13 protein-coding genes are annotated in these 14,576 nt (G+C 61.3%); 7 read left to right on the forward strand and 6 right to left on the reverse strand.

The genetic code is table 11. The features are described 5' to 3' along the window. The first annotated feature begins 14 nt into the window (after positions 1 to 14). Both QLG12_RS15220 and QLG12_RS15225 read left to right on the forward strand, forming a co-directional pair. Entirely contained in the window at positions 15 to 851 is an 837-nt protein-coding gene (locus QLG12_RS15220) for an isocitrate lyase/phosphoenolpyruvate mutase family protein (protein ID WP_282474820.1), read from the forward strand. A gap of 2 nt (positions 852 to 853) precedes the next feature. Then, entirely contained in the window at positions 854 to 1,546 is a 693-nt protein-coding gene (locus QLG12_RS15225; protein WP_282474821.1) for an extensin family protein, read from the forward strand. A gap of 4 nt (positions 1,547 to 1,550) precedes the next feature. Here the strand turns inward: QLG12_RS15225 and QLG12_RS15230 are convergent, their stop codons facing one another. Next, the gene (locus QLG12_RS15230) at positions 1,551 to 2,165 is read right to left on the reverse strand and encodes an energy transducer TonB (protein WP_197868822.1); all 615 of its coding nucleotides are present in this window, start codon (positions 2,163 to 2,165) and stop codon (positions 1,551 to 1,553) included. Positions 2,166 to 2,258: 93 nt separating this feature from the next. On the opposite strand from QLG12_RS15230, the gene QLG12_RS15235 reads away from it, so the two are divergent. Beyond that, complete coding sequence (locus tag QLG12_RS15235) at positions 2,259 to 3,041, forward strand: class I SAM-dependent methyltransferase (protein ID WP_197868821.1); 783 nt, start codon at positions 2,259 to 2,261, stop codon at positions 3,039 to 3,041. Positions 3,042 to 3,173: 132 nt separating this feature from the next. On the opposite strand, the gene QLG12_RS15240 is transcribed toward QLG12_RS15235, so the two are convergent. Further along, positions 3,174 to 3,809, reverse strand: coding sequence for a TetR/AcrR family transcriptional regulator (locus QLG12_RS15240; RefSeq protein WP_282474822.1), 636 nt, complete (start codon positions 3,807 to 3,809; stop codon positions 3,174 to 3,176). A 94-nt stretch (positions 3,810 to 3,903) separates the two neighbouring features. On the opposite strand from QLG12_RS15240, the gene QLG12_RS15245 reads away from it, so the two are divergent. The 3 genes from QLG12_RS15245 (at position 3,904) to QLG12_RS15255 (ending at position 9,964) form a co-directional block, all read left to right on the forward strand. Beyond that, positions 3,904 to 5,004 (forward strand): efflux RND transporter periplasmic adaptor subunit, encoded by a 1,101-nt coding sequence (locus QLG12_RS15245; RefSeq protein ID WP_108559792.1) that lies wholly within the window; start codon positions 3,904 to 3,906, stop codon positions 5,002 to 5,004. A 6-nt stretch (positions 5,005 to 5,010) separates the two neighbouring features. Continuing rightward, positions 5,011 to 8,079: an efflux RND transporter permease subunit gene (locus QLG12_RS15250; RefSeq protein WP_197868819.1), complete on the forward strand. Its 3,069-nt coding sequence runs from the start codon at positions 5,011 to 5,013 to the stop codon at positions 8,077 to 8,079. A 490-nt stretch (positions 8,080 to 8,569) separates the two neighbouring features. Continuing rightward, positions 8,570 to 9,964: a Fic family protein gene (locus QLG12_RS15255; RefSeq protein WP_282474823.1), complete on the forward strand. Its 1,395-nt coding sequence runs from the start codon at positions 8,570 to 8,572 to the stop codon at positions 9,962 to 9,964. Here QLG12_RS15255 and QLG12_RS15260 read toward each other — a convergent pair. The 3 genes from QLG12_RS15260 to plsB are packed head-to-tail and all read right to left on the reverse strand — an operon-like array spanning position 9,961 to position 13,629. Then, entirely contained in the window at positions 9,961 to 10,650 is a 690-nt protein-coding gene (locus tag QLG12_RS15260) for a DUF4197 domain-containing protein (protein ID WP_011332665.1), read from the reverse strand. The two genes, QLG12_RS15255 and QLG12_RS15260, sit on opposite strands and share 4 nt — an antisense overlap. 24 nt (positions 10,651 to 10,674) lie before the next feature. Beyond that, a complete protein-coding gene (locus tag QLG12_RS15265) occupies positions 10,675 to 11,073 on the reverse strand; it encodes a YbaY family lipoprotein (RefSeq protein ID WP_197868817.1) in 399 nt (132 codons plus the stop codon). A gap of 51 nt (positions 11,074 to 11,124) precedes the next feature. After that, positions 11,125 to 13,629, reverse strand: a complete 2,505-nt coding sequence (gene plsB / locus QLG12_RS15270) for a glycerol-3-phosphate 1-O-acyltransferase PlsB (RefSeq protein WP_197868816.1) — start codon at positions 13,627 to 13,629, stop codon at positions 11,125 to 11,127. A gap of 237 nt (positions 13,630 to 13,866) precedes the next feature. On the opposite strand from plsB, the gene QLG12_RS15275 reads away from it, so the two are divergent. Continuing rightward, complete coding sequence (locus QLG12_RS15275) at positions 13,867 to 14,076, forward strand: cold-shock protein (protein ID WP_007954750.1); 210 nt, start codon at positions 13,867 to 13,869, stop codon at positions 14,074 to 14,076. A gap of 81 nt (positions 14,077 to 14,157) precedes the next feature. On the opposite strand, the gene QLG12_RS15280 is transcribed toward QLG12_RS15275, so the two are convergent. Continuing rightward, positions 14,158 to 14,535, reverse strand: a complete 378-nt coding sequence (locus QLG12_RS15280) for a hypothetical protein (protein ID WP_064378976.1) — start codon at positions 14,533 to 14,535, stop codon at positions 14,158 to 14,160. Between the last annotated feature and the right edge of the window lie 41 nt (positions 14,536 to 14,576).

The following is a 14,576-nucleotide window of genomic DNA, read 5'->3' on the forward strand; positions in this document are numbered from 1 at the left end:
CCAGGAGCCTGCCGATGGATGCCCAAGCCCGTCAAGAACAAGCCCGTAAAGCCGAAGCCTTCAAAGCCCTGCACGAACGCCCAGGAATTTTCGTGATTCCCAATCCGTGGGATGCCGGTTCCGCGAAGATGCTCGCCAGTCTCGGCTATCAGGCGCTGGCGACCACCAGCGCCGGCTATGCGTTTTCCCAAGGCAAGCCCGATGGCGGCCTGAGTCTCGACGATACCCTGGCCAATGTCCGGGCGATTGTTGCGGCCACCGACCTGCCGGTGGCGGTGGATCTGGAAAACGGTTTCGCCGATGCCCCGGCCGAATCGGCGCAGAGTCTGATCCGCGCAGCCGAGGCGGGCGCTGTGGGCGGCTCGATCGAAGATGCCACCGGCCGGGAAGACTCGCCGATCTACTGTTTCGAATACGCGGTGGCGAGGATCGAAGCCGCCGTCGCTGCCGTGCGCACCTTGCCGTTTCCCTTCACCCTGACGGCCCGTGCGGAAAACTATCTGCACGGCAATCCCGATCTCAACGACACCATCCTTCGTCTGCAGGCCTTTGCCGAAGCCGGCGCCGACGTGCTGTACGCGCCGGGCCTGCGAACCGCCGAAGAAGTCCTGGCGGTGGTGCGCGCGGTGGCGCCGAAACCGGTCAATGTGTTGATGTCCGGCGGCTTGAAGCTGACGGTGCAGCAGCTTGAGGACATGGGCGTGAAGCGGATCAGCACCGGTTCGGCGCTGGCACTGGCAGCGTTCGGCGAGTTTTTCCGCGCGGCTGAAGAAATCCAGCAGTCCGGCACATTCACCTTCACCTCTCGTTCGATGCCGTACGCCAAGGCCAATCAATTCTTCAAGGGATGAGCATGGGGCGCTGGCTACTGTTGGCGGGGCTGCTGATCATCGGTGGCGGCCTGATCGGCGTCTGGCGCGGTTGGCTCGATGTGCCGCCGCAATGGAACCCGTGGGCGCCGCTGGACGTGCAGGCGACGCCCAACTGGCTCACAGGCTATAAGTTGATGCGTCTGCGCAGCGATCCGGCCTTGTGTGAGCAGGCGCTGGGCAGCTCCGGCCTGCGGGTTTCGCCACAGGCCGACAGCCCCGATGCCAAATGCCCGCTGATGGGTGCTTTGCGCGTGCAGGGCGGCGGGGTGGGGCTCAGCAGCAGCTTTCTCGCCAGTTGCCCGTTGGCCGTGGCGTTCGCGATGTTCGAGCGTCATACGCTGCAACCGGCGGCGCAGCGGGCCTACGGTCAGTCGGTGGCGCGTGTCGATCACCTCGGCAGCTTCGCCTGCCGCAACGTCTACAACCGCGAGAACGGCGCGCTCAGTCGCCACGCCAGCGCCGATGCGCTGGACATTGCCGGCTTCCGTCTGGCGGATGGTCGCGCGATCAGCGTACTCAAGGACTGGCCGAAGCAAAATCAGGACGCGCAGTTTCTGCGTCAGGTGCGCGATGGTGCCTGCGAGTCGTTCAGTGTGGTGTTGAGTCCGGATTACAACGCCGCCCATCGCAACCACTTTCATGTCGATGTCGGACGCTGGAGTGTGTGTCGCTGAGAAATCAGGCGGCGATGCGCAGGTTCTGCTGAACGATCGGGCGCACCCAGCCGTTATCGAAGTCCAGGGCTTTTTGCTGCTCGACGATGGCTTCCGGCGGGAACGGCGGGTAAGGCTGCAGCAGATCCAGATCGAATTCGGCAATCGGCAGGTAAAGCGGTTTTTTCTGCGGGGCAGGGCCCGGCTCCGGAATCGGCTGACCGTTGTTGATCACGATCGGGCGAACCCAGCTGCTGTCGAATTCCTGCTGTTTTTGCTGAGTCTTGATGGCTTCCGGCGGGAATGGAGGGTACGGCTCGGCCAGTGTCATGTCGATTTCGGCGATTGGCAGGAACAGCGGCTCCGGCGGACGCACCTCGGTTTCCACCACATCGCATTCGCGCTGGCTGATGATGTGCGCATGCAGTTCACTGCCGACGGTCGGTTCTTCAGGGCTTTCCAGGTCAACCGGCGGGAAAGTGCCGCAGGCCGGCACCACATCACTCGATTGTTCGGCCAGCGCCTGGGCAAAAAAATCCTGCCACAGGTGGCTGACGCCGCCCAATGCTTGAGTGTTATGACGGCTGAAATCGCCTGTGGGCGAAAGGTAGCCAATCGATGTGGGAAGAATGCCTGACATTTTTTTCGGTTGACGCTCAGCTCTGGCAAAATGCGCGTTGATTGGGTTATCGGCGGTTTTTGCCGATCCTTAACTTTTTTGAGCGTGTTTTCCATGATTGAGCAACCCGCGGCCTGCCGCATCCATGTCGAGGCCCTCGGCCCGACGTTCGAAGCGCAGGCCGAGCAGTGGGCGCAGCGCCTGAGCCTGCCGTTGCAGGTGGCTGACGGCGAGTTTGCCCTGCAAGTCGGCGAGCAGGGTTTGCAGCTGCAACAACTGGGGCCGGATGCGCCGGGCCCGGTGCGGGTCGATTTCGTCGAGGGCGGCGCGGCCCATCGCCGGTTGTATGGCGGTGGTAGCGGGCAGATGATCGCCAAGGCGGTCGGCATCGCCCAGGGCGTGCGTCCACGGGTGCTGGATGCGACGGCGGGGCTCGGGAAAGACGCGTTCGTACTGGCCAGTCTCGGTTGCGAGATGAGCCTGATTGAGCGTCAGCCGCTGATCGGCGCGTTGCTGGAGGATGGTCTGGCCCGTGCGGCGGAAGACTTCGAGGTGGCGCCGATCGTGGCGCGGATGAAGCTGCTCAAGGGCAACTCCATCGAGGTGATGCGCAATTGGGAAGGCGAGCCGCCGCAGGTGATCTACCTCGACCCGATGTTCCCGCATCGTGAGAAAACCGCACTGGTGAAGAAGGAAATGCGCCTGTTCCGCCCGTTGGTGGGCGATGATCCGGATGCGCCGGCCTTGCTGGAAGCGGCGTTGGCACTGGCCACACACCGGGTGGTGGTCAAGCGCCCGCGCAAGGCGCCGTGCATCGAAGGGCCGAAACCGAGTCATGCACTGGACGGCAAATCCAGCCGTTACGACATCTACCCGAAGAAAGCGCTCAAGGCCTGAGGCCTGGTCGTCCCCAATCGCTGGCAAGTCAGCTCCCACAGGTTCAGTGGTGTGCACACAATCAGTGATCACACTTCGATCCCTGTGGGAGCTGGCTTGCCAGCGATAGCGTCAGGACAGACACCGCAGAAACTAGGGTCGATAGGCCCGCATGAACAGTCCGACCACTTCCTGCACATGACTTTCCGCCGCCTCGCCGGTCAGTGGCTCACCGCAGCCGTACAACAGGCGGAAATTCCCGGCGCCCTTGATCAGGCAAAAGAAGTGCTCGGCGGCGTTGTGCGGGTTGTCGATGCTCAACACGCCGGTTTCGTGAATCCGCCCCAGCAATCGTTCCATGCCTTGCACCATACGCTGGGGGCCGGCCTCGAAGAAGATCAGTGACAGATTGGGATCCTGACTGCCCAGCGCCATGATCAGACGATGCAGGTTTACCGATTCCTCACTGTTGATGAGGTGGTGAAAGCCTCGCGCAATGTTCAGCAACACATTTTCCACCGCAATGCCGTCCGGCAATTCGAAGAACAGTGGCGGCAATTGCTCCTCGCATTTGGCCACCACGGCGGCAGAGAACAGCGTCTCCTTGTCGTTGAAATGGCTGTACACCGTCAGCTTTGACACCCCGGCCTCGGCGGCCACCGCGTCCATGCTGGTGTTGGCATAGCCATGACTCAGAAACAGGATTTTCGCCGCCTCGAGAATCGCCTGGCGCTTGGCCGGATCCTTCGGTCGGCCGGGGCCGTTTGGAGTGGAAAGATTGTTCGACATTCTTCGCTTTTAATACTGGACTGGTGAGTTTGCTATTAATAACATACCGGCCAGTATAATTATTCCAAGCCTCCTTAGCGAAAGGTCCTTCACCATGTTCCGCCATGCGTTGTCCTTTGCGGTGCCAGTCAGTCTGGCGTTTTTATTGTCGGCATGTGGCAAGGAAGAGGTGACGCCAGTCAGTGTGCGACCGGCCATGGTGGTGCAGCCAGAGCCTTCGGCGCAGGCGATGGAAAGTTATCCGGGCGAGGTTCGCGCCCGCTACGAACCCGATCTGGCGTTCCGCATCGGCGGCAAAGTCAGCCGACGACTGGTCGAGGAAGGTCAGCGGGTGAAGGCCGATCAACCGCTCGCCGAACTCGATCCGCAGGATGTACGCCTGCAACTGGAAGCCACCCGGGCCCAGGTCGCGGCCGCCGAAGCCAACCTGAACCTGGTGCGCGCCGAGCGTGACCGCTACAAGACCCTGATGGAACGGCAGATGGTCAGCCGCTCGGCCTATGACAATGCCGAGAACCTCTATCGCTCAGGCGAAGCCCGCCTCAAACAGATCAAAGCCGAATTCAACGTCTCGACCAATCAGGCCAGTTACGCCGTGTTGCGCGCACCGCAGGATGGCGTGGTGGCCAAGCGTTCGGTGGAAGTCGGCCAAGTGGTCGCCGCCGGGCAGACCGTTTTCACCCTCGCCACTGACGGTGAACGGGAAGTGCTGATCAGCCTGCCGGAGCAGAGCTTCGGTCGCTTTAAGGTCGGCCAGCCGGTGTCGGTAGAGCTGTGGACACAACAGAACCAGCGCTTCGCCGGGCAGATCCGCGAGCTGTCGCCAGCCGCCGATCCGAAATCCCGCACCTTTGCCGCACGCATTTCATTCACCTCCGGCAAAGTCCCGGCAGAACTGGGCCAGAGCGCCCGGGTCTTCGTGCAGACCGCCGATGTCATCCCGCTGTCGGTGCCGCTCTCGGCGCTGACGGCCGAAAACGGCGCGACCTACGTCTGGGTCGTCAGCGCCAACAACACCCTGAAAAAGACCCCGGTGCGCACCGGCCCGTTCGGTGAGAAAACCGTGCCGGTGCTCGAAGGCCTGAACGCCAGCGACTGGGTGGTCGCCGCCGGCGTGCACGTGCTGCTGGAAGGGCAGCAGGTGCGTCCGGTGGATCGCTCCAACCGCGTGGTCAATTTGGCGGACAAGGAGTAATCCCCGATGGGTTTCAATCTTTCCGCCTGGGCGCTGCGCAATCGCCAGATCGTACTGTTCCTGATGCTTTTGCTGGCGATCGTCGGCGCCTTGTCCTACACCAAGCTCGGCCAGAGCGAAGACCCGCCGTTCACCTTCAAGGCGATGGTCATTCAGACCCGTTGGCCCGGCGCCACGGCCCAGGAAGTCTCGCGTCAGGTCACCGAGCGCATCGAAAAAAAACTGATGGAAACCGGTGAGTACGAACGCATCGTTTCGTTCTCGCGCCCCGGTGAATCCCAGGTCACGTTCATTGCCCGCGACTCGATGCATTCGGTGCAGATTCCGGATCTCTGGTATCAGGTGCGCAAGAAAGTCAGCGACATTCGCCAGACCCTGCCGCCGGGCATTCAGGGGCCGTTTTTCAACGATGAGTTCGGCACCACTTTCGGAAATATCTATGCGCTGACCGGCGACGGTTTCGACTACGCGGTGCTCAAGGATTACGCTGACCGTATCCAGATCCAGCTGCAGCGGGTCAAGGATGTGGGCAAGGTTGACTTGCTTGGTTTGCAGGACGAGAAGGTCTGGGTCGAACTGTCCAACGTCAAACTCGCCACCCTCGGCTTGCCGCTGGCGGCGGTGCAGCAGGCGCTGGAAGAACAGAACGCCGTGTCCACCGCCGGCTTCTTTGAAACCGGCAGCGAGCGATTGCAGCTACGGGTTTCGGGGAATTTTCAGACAGTCGACGAGATCAAGAACTTCCCGATACGCGTCGGTGATCGTACGTTCCGCATCTCCGATGTCGCTGATGTGCGGCGCGGTTTCAACGATCCTCCGGCGCCGCGCATGCGCTTTATGGGCGAAGACGCCATCGGTCTTGCGGTGGCGATGAAGGACGGCGGCGACATTCTGGTGCTGGGCAAGGCTCTGGAAATCGAGTTCGCCCGGATCCAGAAAAACCTGCCGGCCGGCATGCAGTTGCGCAAGGTCTCCGACCAGCCCGCCGCCGTGAAAACCGGTGTCGGCGAGTTCGTCCAGGTGCTGATCGAGGCACTGGCCATTGTGTTGCTGGTGAGTTTCTTCTCCCTCGGCGTGCGCACCGGCATGGTGGTGGCGCTGACCATTCCGCTGGTGCTGGCGATGACCTTCGCCTGCATGTATTACCTCGGCATCGGCCTGCACAAAATCTCCCTCGGCGCGCTGGTGCTGGCGCTGGGTTTGCTGGTGGACGACGCGATCATCGCCGTGGAAATGATGGCGATCAAAATGGAGCAGGGTTTCGACCGGATCAAGGCTGCCAGTTATGCATGGACCAGCACCGCGTTCCCGATGCTCACCGGTACGCTGATCACCGCCGCCGGTTTCCTGCCGATCGCCACGGCGCAGTCCGGCACTGGCGAATACACCCGCTCGATCTTCCAGGTGGTGACCATCGCCTTGCTCGCATCCTGGGTGGCGGCCGTGGTGTTCGTGCCGTATCTGGGGGAAAAGCTCCTGCCGGATCTGGCGAAAATTCACGCGGCCAAACACGGTACGGCTGACGGCCAGACCGACCCCTACGGCACGCCGTTCTACCAACGGGTGCGGCGTCTGGTGGAGTGGTGCGTGCGTCGGCGTAAAACCGTGATCGTGCTCACCGTGCTGCTGTTCTTGGCGTCGGTGGCGTTGTTCCGGTTCGTGCCGCAGCAGTTCTTCCCGGCTTCCGGGCGACTGGAGCTGATGGTCGATCTGAAGCTTGCCGAAGGCGCTTCGCTGGCCAATACCACGGGTGAGGTCAAACGCCTGGAAGCGATGCTCAAGGATCACGCTGGCATCGATAACTACGTCGCTTACGTCGGCACCGGTTCGCCACGTTTCTACCTGCCGCTGGATCAACAACTGCCGGCGGCGAGCTTCGCCCAGTTCGTCGTGCTGGCGAAAACCATCGAGGAACGCGAAGCGCTGCGCACGTGGCTGATCGACACGTTGAACGAGCAGTTCCCGGCCCTGCGTTCGCGGGTCACGCGCCTGGAAAACGGTCCTCCGGTCGGCTATCCGGTGCAGTTCCGCGTCACCGGCGAGCACATCGAGGAAGTCCGTGCGCTGGCCCGAAAAGTCGCGGCCAAGGTGCGCGAGAATCCGCATGTGGTCAACGTGCATCTGGACTGGGAAGAGCCGAGCAAGGTCGTGTACCTGAACATCGATCAGGATCGCGCCCGGGCCCTGGGAGTGAGCACGGCGAATCTGGCGAAATTCCTCCAGAGTTCGCTGACCGGATCCAGCGTCAGCCAGTACCGCGAGGACAACGAACTGATCGAAATCCTCCTGCGCGGCACCGTGCACGAGCGCACCGAACTGTCGTTGCTGCCGAGTCTGGCGGTGCCCACCGATAACGGTCGCAGCGTCGCGCTGTCGCAGATTGCCACCCTGGAATATGGCTTCGAGGAGGGCATCATCTGGCACCGCAATCGCCTGCCGAACGTGACCGTGCGCGCGGACATCTATGGCAAGGAGCAGCCGGCGACACTGGTGAAGCAGATCCTGCCGACGCTTGATCCGATCCGGGCCGAGTTGCCGGACGGTTATCTGCTGGATGTCGGCGGTACGGTGGAGGATTCGGAGCGTGGGCAGAAGTCGGTGAACGCCGGGGTGCCGATGTTCATTGTCGTGGTGCTGACGTTGCTGATGGTGCAGCTGCGCAGTTTTTCGCGCACGGCGATGGTGTTTCTGACTGCACCGCTGGGTTTGATCGGAGTGACGCTGTTTCTGCTGGTGTTCCGTCAGCCGTTCGGGTTTGTGGCGATGCTCGGGACGATCGCGCTGTCGGGGATGATCATGCGTAACTCGGTGATTCTGGTGGATCAGATCGAGCAGGACATCGCCGCCGGGCTCAAGCCGTGGCAGGCGATTATTGAGGCGACCGTGCGGCGGTTCCGGCCGATTGTGCTGACGGCGCTGGCAGCGGTGCTGGCGATGATTCCGCTTTCTCGCAGTGTGTTTTTCGGGCCGATGGCGGTGGCGATCATGGGGGGGTTGATTGTTGCTACTGCTCTGACGCTTTTGTTTTTGCCGGCGTTGTATGCGGCCTGGTTCCGGGTTCGCAAGGAGGCTTGAGGCTGTTTGAGCGTGGCGGCCTTTGGGCCGACCATGCTCTTGGGGTTTTGGGCGAATATCCATTTCTGCGGGTGTTGCGGCTGGCGGTTTCGCCCTTACGGCGAGTCCCTTTGGCAAACGCCCCAAAGGAACCAAAGGTCTGGGCCCCGGCGTTCGGCCCCTCGCTGGGGCTCGGGGTTCCTTCGTTCTGGGATTCATCCGGGGGCATCGCCTCCGGTTTGCTTCGCTGCACCTCCTCTCGATGTGTTCGACTTCGTCGAACGGCGCTACGCGCCTACCCCCGGATAAATCCCTCCACTCAGCCGGCCGAAGGGGCCGGCACGTCAAGAGCGGTACTCGAGCTAACGCTCATTGTGGTTTACGCCTTTATTTGCTCGTTGTAGGAGGGGGTGTTCTCTCCTACATGTTTTTCAGACGCCTCCGATATTGAGTCGCTGTGTTGGCGGTGCTGTACTCGAGGCTGTTTTGCAGCCTTGGTTGAGCAGCGTTGATGAAGAAACCGCCGGTATTGAAAGGTCGGGCCGATCCGGTCTTTGAGTTGTTGATGCGCGCGCCTCACAAGCAGCGTCTGGCGGACTACCTTGCGTTGCTCAAGCCGCTGGATGATCAGGGGCGGTATCTGCCTTTTGAGGATTTGCGGTATCGCTGGCCCAGCGGGCTGGACTCGCGTTTGTGTTGGGCGTTGGTCAAGAAGGCGCGGGCCGCTCAGTACATTCATCTTCTGCCTTTGGGGGAGCCGGCCCAGTGGGGAAAGTTTGTGCCGACACCAACCGCGCAGAAGGCCCTTTCAGTGGTTGATCGGCAAACCACGACGGCGTCGCTGGAGTACATGACCAGCCAGATAGGCGAGCGGGCGCATTTCAGTTATTTGCTTAACGATCTGATCGAGGATGAGGCGATCAGCAGCAGTCAGCTGGAAGGCGCCGCGACCACTACCCGTGTTGCCAAGGACATGCTCAAGCAACGGCGCCAGCCCCGGACGCCGGATGAGCGGATGGTCATGGGTAATTTCCGGATGATGAATTTCGCCTGGGAAAAACGTTACGAACCTTTGAGCGTGGAGTTGATTGCGTCGATGCATCGGGTCGGTGTCGAGGGTATTGATGACGAGCAGTACGACCCCGGGCTTTTCAGGACCAACGATGAAGTGGTGGTGCAGGACTGCGAAGGGAATACCGTCCACTCGCCACCGCCTGCCGCCGGATTAGTGAGGCGACTGGATTTGCTCTCGCAGTGGGTCAATCAACCACAGGGTTCACCTCGGCAAAAAAACTACCTGCATCCGCTGATCAAGGCGATCACGCTGCACTTTGCCCTGGGCTATGAACATCCCTTTCGCGATGGCAACGGGCGGGTCGCCAGGGCGCTGTTTTACTGGCTCATGTTCAAGTACGAGTTTTCGGCATTCCGCTATATCGCGATCAGTCTTTTACTGCGCAACGCGCCGGTAAAGTACGGGCGGTCGTATTTGCACAGCGAGGCTGATGAGCTCGACCTGACGTACTTCATCGAGTTTCAGTGTTCGGTGATTTTGCGGGCGGTGGAGGGTTTTACCGACGTGTACCGCAAGAGTGTGGCGTACAGCGAAGGCTTCGAGCGCTGGCTGACCTGTTCGGGCTTTTTTGATCGGCTGACAGAGCGGCAGCGGGCGATTTATCAGGTGGCCAGGAGCGGGGTGGCGAAGGAGTTCACGGCGGGGAACGTCAAGGAGCATCTTGGTTGTGCCTACAACACAGCGGTGTTGACGTTGAGCGGGTTGGTTGAGCTGCAGGTTTTCGAGAAGAAGAAAATGGGACGCGAGTGGGTGTACTTTTTACGTGTGTCTGCTGGCGACGGATTGAACAACGGGAGTGAGAAAACTCACTCCCGTGTGGTGCCGGTTTAGAGCGTACCAAACACTTTTTTCGCCAGACTCGTCGCCGCAGCGGCCGGGTTCTTGCGGATGGTTTCTTCCTGCTTGCCGATCATTTCGAACAGGCCGTTGAGCGCTTGTTCGGTGACGTAGCTTTCGATGTTGGCGCTTTTCGCATCGACCACGCCGAAGGTCGCGGCCTGGCCAGCGAAGGCGTTGTATTTCTGGGCTACGCCGACTTTGTCGGTTGCCTGTTTGACGATCGGCAGGAACTTGGTGCGGATCTGTTCGCGGCTGGATTTGTCCAGGTATTGGGTGGCGGAGTCGTTGCCGCCGCTGAGGATGCCTTTGGCGTCTTCCACGCTCATTTTCTTCACGGCGTCGACCAGGATCGGCTGGGCCTGGGTGACGGCGGTTTCCGCAGCCTTGTTCATGGCGGTTTCCAGCTCCTCGACCTGGGCGCCCATGCCGAAGGCTTTCATCTTGCCGGCGACTTTGCCGAGTTTGCCCGGCAGTTCGATTTTCACGTCCGGGTTGTTACTGAAGCCACCCGGGGTGCCGAGTTGTTTGACGGCCAGTTGTGCGCCTTGGGTCAGGGCGTCCTTGAGGCCGCCGGTGGCGTCGCCTTGCGACAGGTCGCTGAGGGACAGGGCCAGTGCGTTGGCGGAGATCATCAGGCCCGCGCACAGGCCGGCGAAGCGAAGGGTAGGGCGGAGCATGGCGGCTTCCTTGTTCGGAGAGAGTTAGCGGGCGGCGTCGACGCGGATCTTCAGTGGCTGCGGATCCTTGCCATCGAGCTGCACGGCATGGTTTTCGGTGGTGATGAACATCAGCTCGCCGTTGACTTCAATGCGTGCGCTGACCGAGTAGCGGTGGCCGGGTTTGACCTGGGCCGGATCGTAGCTCAAGTGGAACGGCAGCGGCACCTGGCCTTTGACCGGGCCTTTCTGTTCGTCGAGCACCATGGCCGGAGCATCGGCCAGCGAAACGTCCTGCAGGCTCACACTCAAGGTCGCACTGGGTGGCAGGGCGATGCGTTGCAGATAGAACACTTCGCCGTCGAGACTGACCTTGCCGGCCGGTGAAGTCGACTGGCAGGCGCTGAGCAGGGTGGTGGCGGCCAGCAGAGAAAGTTTTTTCATCGCAGATCTCCGTATCGACGGCGCCAGAAGAAGCCTGGCGCCTGTAGCAATTTAGTCGCTTTGCACAGGGGGGGCGACCTGATCGGCCGCATCTTCGCTGCGATGCAGGGCTACCTGACGGATCGACAGGCGAATCTCCGCCGGCAACACCCGTTTGGCTGCGCCTTCGGCCAGTTCGCCGAGCAGTTCGTGATAGCTCAGCTTGCCGGCTTCATCGCGACGCAGCACGTCGAGGTCGAGCAGGGTCTGGATGAAGTGGCGGAACAGGCTCTTGTCGAAGAATTCCGGCGCGTTCAGGCCATGCAGGATCGACAGGCGCTGGGCCATGACCGTGCACAAGTCTTCGAGTTCTTCGGCGCTGATGCTGTTCTGGCCGCTGTTGAGCAGCAGGGAAACCGTCATGTAGAAGCGTTGCAGGGTCTGGGCGATGCTCTTCGACAGCAATGTCAGCAGCACAAAATGCCGCGAGCTTGGCGCCGGGCGCAGGTAGACGTCTTTTTCGAAGCGCAGCAGGCCTTGTTCGACGAACGCTTGGAGCCACTGATCGATCACCGCATCCAGTTCGTCCAGGGTCCAGCGGATGAACAGTTCCGATTGCAGGTACGGATACAGTGCGCGGGTATAGCGCAGGATCTGTTCGCGGCTCATGCGCGAGGTGCTCTGGAAGAAACTCGCCAGCAGCGCCGGCAGGGCGAAGATGTGCAGCACGTTGTTGCGGTAGTAGGTCATCAGGACGGCGTTCTGCTCGTCCAGGTACAAAATCTTGCCCAGCGCATCGTTCTGCTCGGACAGCAGATCCATTTCCTTCACGTGTTCGATCAGCGCCCGGCCATCGCCTTCCGGCAAGGTGGTGTGCGGCGAGTACGGAACTTTGCGCAGCAATGCCAGATACAGATCCAGCACCCGCGCCATGGCCCGATCGTCGAGTGCAAGGCGCGTAGTCGAGAGCAGCGCCAGCGCCACCAGGTTGACCGGGTTGATCGCCGCCGCTTCGTTCAGATGCTGCGCGACTTTCTCGCCGAGGCGGTTGGTGGTTTCGTTGAGCCAGGCCGGCTTGTACTGCGGGCCGAGTTCCTGTTGGCGCCACCCTGGTTGTTCGCTGTCGAGGAATTCCGCGAGTTTGATCGGCTCGCCGAAGTTCACCGCCACCTGGCCAAAGCGCTGCTTGAGCGCGCCGATGACTTTGAAGATGTCGAAGATCGATTCTTTCTTCTTGCTCGCGCCACGCAGTTCGCCGAGGTAGGTCCGGCCTTCAAGCACGCGCTCGTAACCGATGTACACCGGCACGAACACGATCGGCATCCGCGACGAACGCAGGAAACTGCGCAGGGTGATCGCCAGCATCCCGGTTTTCGGTTGCAGCATGCGCCCGGTACGCGAGCGACCGCCTTCGACGAAGTACTCGACCGGGAAACCTGTGGTGAACAGGGTGTGCAGGTACTCGTTGAACACCGAGGTGTACAGCGGATTGCCCTTGAACGTGCGGCGCATGAAGAACGCACCGCCGCGACGCAGCAGGCTGCCGATCACCGGCATGTTCAGGTTGATCCCGGCGGCGATGTGCGGCGGGGTCAGGCCGTTGCGGAACAGCAGGTACGACAGCAGCAGGTAGTCGATATGGCTGCGGTGGCACGGTACGTAGATCACTTCGTGACCCTGGGCGACCTTCTGCACGCCTTCGATGTGGTTGACCTTGATCCCGTCGTAGATCTTGTTCCAGAACCAGCTCAGTACCACTTCCAGAAAACGGATCGCGGTGTAGGTGTAGTCCGAGGCGATCTCGTTGCCATAGCGCAGGGCCTGGGCCTTGGCTTTTTCCGGGGAGATGTTTTCGCGCTCGGCTTCGTCGAGGATCGCTTGCTTGACCAGCGGCTGGTTGAGCAGGCCTTTGACCAGGTTGCGCCGGTGGGAAATGTCCGGGCCGATCACCGCAGCCTTGAGGTTGCGAAAGTGCACCCGCAGGATTCGCTGGGCCATGCGCACGGTGCGTTCGTGGCCCTTGTTGTGTTCGATCAGCTCGCGCAGGTGGATCGGTGCGGAGAATTGCACGCGGGTCTTGCGTCCCAGAATCATGATGCTCAGCAGACGACGCAGACGCCCGGTGACGGCCCAGCTGTCGGCGAACAGCAGTTTCCACGGGCTGTTCTCGCTGTCCGGCGACTGGCCCCAGAACACGCTGACCGGAATGATCTGTGCATCTTCGGCAGCGTTCTGGCTCAGGGCGCTGACCAGTCGGGTCAGGGTCGGCGGCGCGCCGCGCTTGTCCTGGCGGCCGAGCCAGTCCGGGTCCGGCGTCAGGTAGAAGAACGCCGCCGGTTCGATCAGCGAACCCACGGACACCGGCAACACCGGGCGCGGCAGACCGGCCTTGGTGCACTCGGTGTCGACCACCGCCAGATCGGTCAGCGATGGGTTTTGCAGGACGTAGAAAACCGGACGACTGCGGTCTAGGTTGAGGGTGAACGACGACTGGTTGATCGTCTCGGAGCGAACCCAGAGATACAACAGTCGGCGCAAGGTGCCAAACACAAGACGGCGGAACGGGGAACGGGTCATACGGCTTCTGCGTGAGTGGATAAACCGAGCGTTTGCTCGGGCGGTCGACAGTTTGCCGTATTGGGCGAAAATCGGCAAAAAAGCGGCGAAGTAATCTCCTGTTGAGAGTTTTGCCGCCTGTCATATACTCGGCGATCTGTCGCCGGGGCCCTTTTATGGACGTCGGATGCAGGCTGACGTTCCTCAAAGGCTTTCCTGCGAAAAGCCTGTTCAATAATAAAAAAGGAGTATGAACAGATGGCAACACGTGAAACCGGCAACGTGAAGTGGTTCAACGACGCCAAGGGCTACGGCTTCATTCAGCGCGAAGACGGGGTGGACGTGTTCGTGCACTACCGCGCGATCCGTGGCGAAGGCCACCGTTCGCTGACCGAGGGTCAGCAGGTTGAATACGCGGTGGTGGAAGGGCAGAAGGGGTTGCAGGCTGAGGATGTTGTAGGCCTGTAAGGGAGGGCCTGCGGCCAGTCTCGAGCTACAAGCTTCAAGCGGTCAGGCTTGCAGCTTGAGGCTTGCAGCTCGAAGCTGCTTTCAGGCCGTTTTCCAGGTGATTTCTTCTTCACCGTCGGCGCTGATCCGGATCCAGCGATCCGCCGTCTCCTCACCTTCTTCCTCGACCCACGTCCCCGGCGCGCAGCGCACTTCGACATTCAGCGCGGCAAACGCTGCGCGGGCGCAGGCGATGTCGTCGTCCCATGGGGTCGCGTCGCTTTCCAGGTACAGGCTGTTCCACTTGCCCACGGCTTTCGGCAGCCAGGTCACCGGGATGTTGCCGGCCTTGCACTTCCAGGTCTGGCCTTTCTGCACCCATTCGCTGCACGGGCCGAGGGCGGCGCCCAGCCAGGCGGAAATGGCCTTGTGGTCGACGTCGGCGTCTTTCAGGTAAATCTCGATGTCCGGTTGGCGCATGGATGTCCTCACTGCGGGTCTGAAAAATCCATTCGCGGATT

Origin of the sequence: Pseudomonas sp. V88_4, from assembly GCF_029967985.1 — a bacterium.
In the GTDB taxonomy this organism is placed as follows: domain Bacteria; phylum Pseudomonadota; class Gammaproteobacteria; order Pseudomonadales; family Pseudomonadaceae; genus Aquipseudomonas; species Aquipseudomonas glycinae.

Coding starts and splice junctions, on each gene's coding strand:
- QLG12_RS15220 (WP_282474820.1), top strand. CDS start 15: ATGGATGCCCAAGCCCGTCAAGAACAAGCCCGTAAAGCCGAAGCCTTC.
- QLG12_RS15225 (WP_282474821.1), top strand. CDS start 854: ATGGGGCGCTGGCTACTGTTGGCGGGGCTGCTGATCATCGGTGGCGGC.
- QLG12_RS15230 (WP_197868822.1), bottom strand. CDS start 2,165: ATGTCAGGCATTCTTCCCACATCGATTGGCTACCTTTCGCCCACAGGC.
- QLG12_RS15235 (WP_197868821.1), top strand. CDS start 2,259: ATGATTGAGCAACCCGCGGCCTGCCGCATCCATGTCGAGGCCCTCGGC.
- QLG12_RS15240 (WP_282474822.1), bottom strand. CDS start 3,809: ATGTCGAACAATCTTTCCACTCCAAACGGCCCCGGCCGACCGAAGGAT.
- QLG12_RS15245 (WP_108559792.1), top strand. CDS start 3,904: ATGTTCCGCCATGCGTTGTCCTTTGCGGTGCCAGTCAGTCTGGCGTTT.
- QLG12_RS15250 (WP_197868819.1), top strand. CDS start 5,011: ATGGGTTTCAATCTTTCCGCCTGGGCGCTGCGCAATCGCCAGATCGTA.
- QLG12_RS15255 (WP_282474823.1), top strand. CDS start 8,570: ATGAAGAAACCGCCGGTATTGAAAGGTCGGGCCGATCCGGTCTTTGAG.
- QLG12_RS15260 (WP_011332665.1), bottom strand. CDS start 10,650: ATGCTCCGCCCTACCCTTCGCTTCGCCGGCCTGTGCGCGGGCCTGATG.
- QLG12_RS15265 (WP_197868817.1), bottom strand. CDS start 11,073: ATGAAAAAACTTTCTCTGCTGGCCGCCACCACCCTGCTCAGCGCCTGC.
- plsB (WP_197868816.1), bottom strand. CDS start 13,629: ATGACCCGTTCCCCGTTCCGCCGTCTTGTGTTTGGCACCTTGCGCCGA.
- QLG12_RS15275 (WP_007954750.1), top strand. CDS start 13,867: ATGGCAACACGTGAAACCGGCAACGTGAAGTGGTTCAACGACGCCAAG.
- QLG12_RS15280 (WP_064378976.1), bottom strand. CDS start 14,535: ATGCGCCAACCGGACATCGAGATTTACCTGAAAGACGCCGACGTCGAC.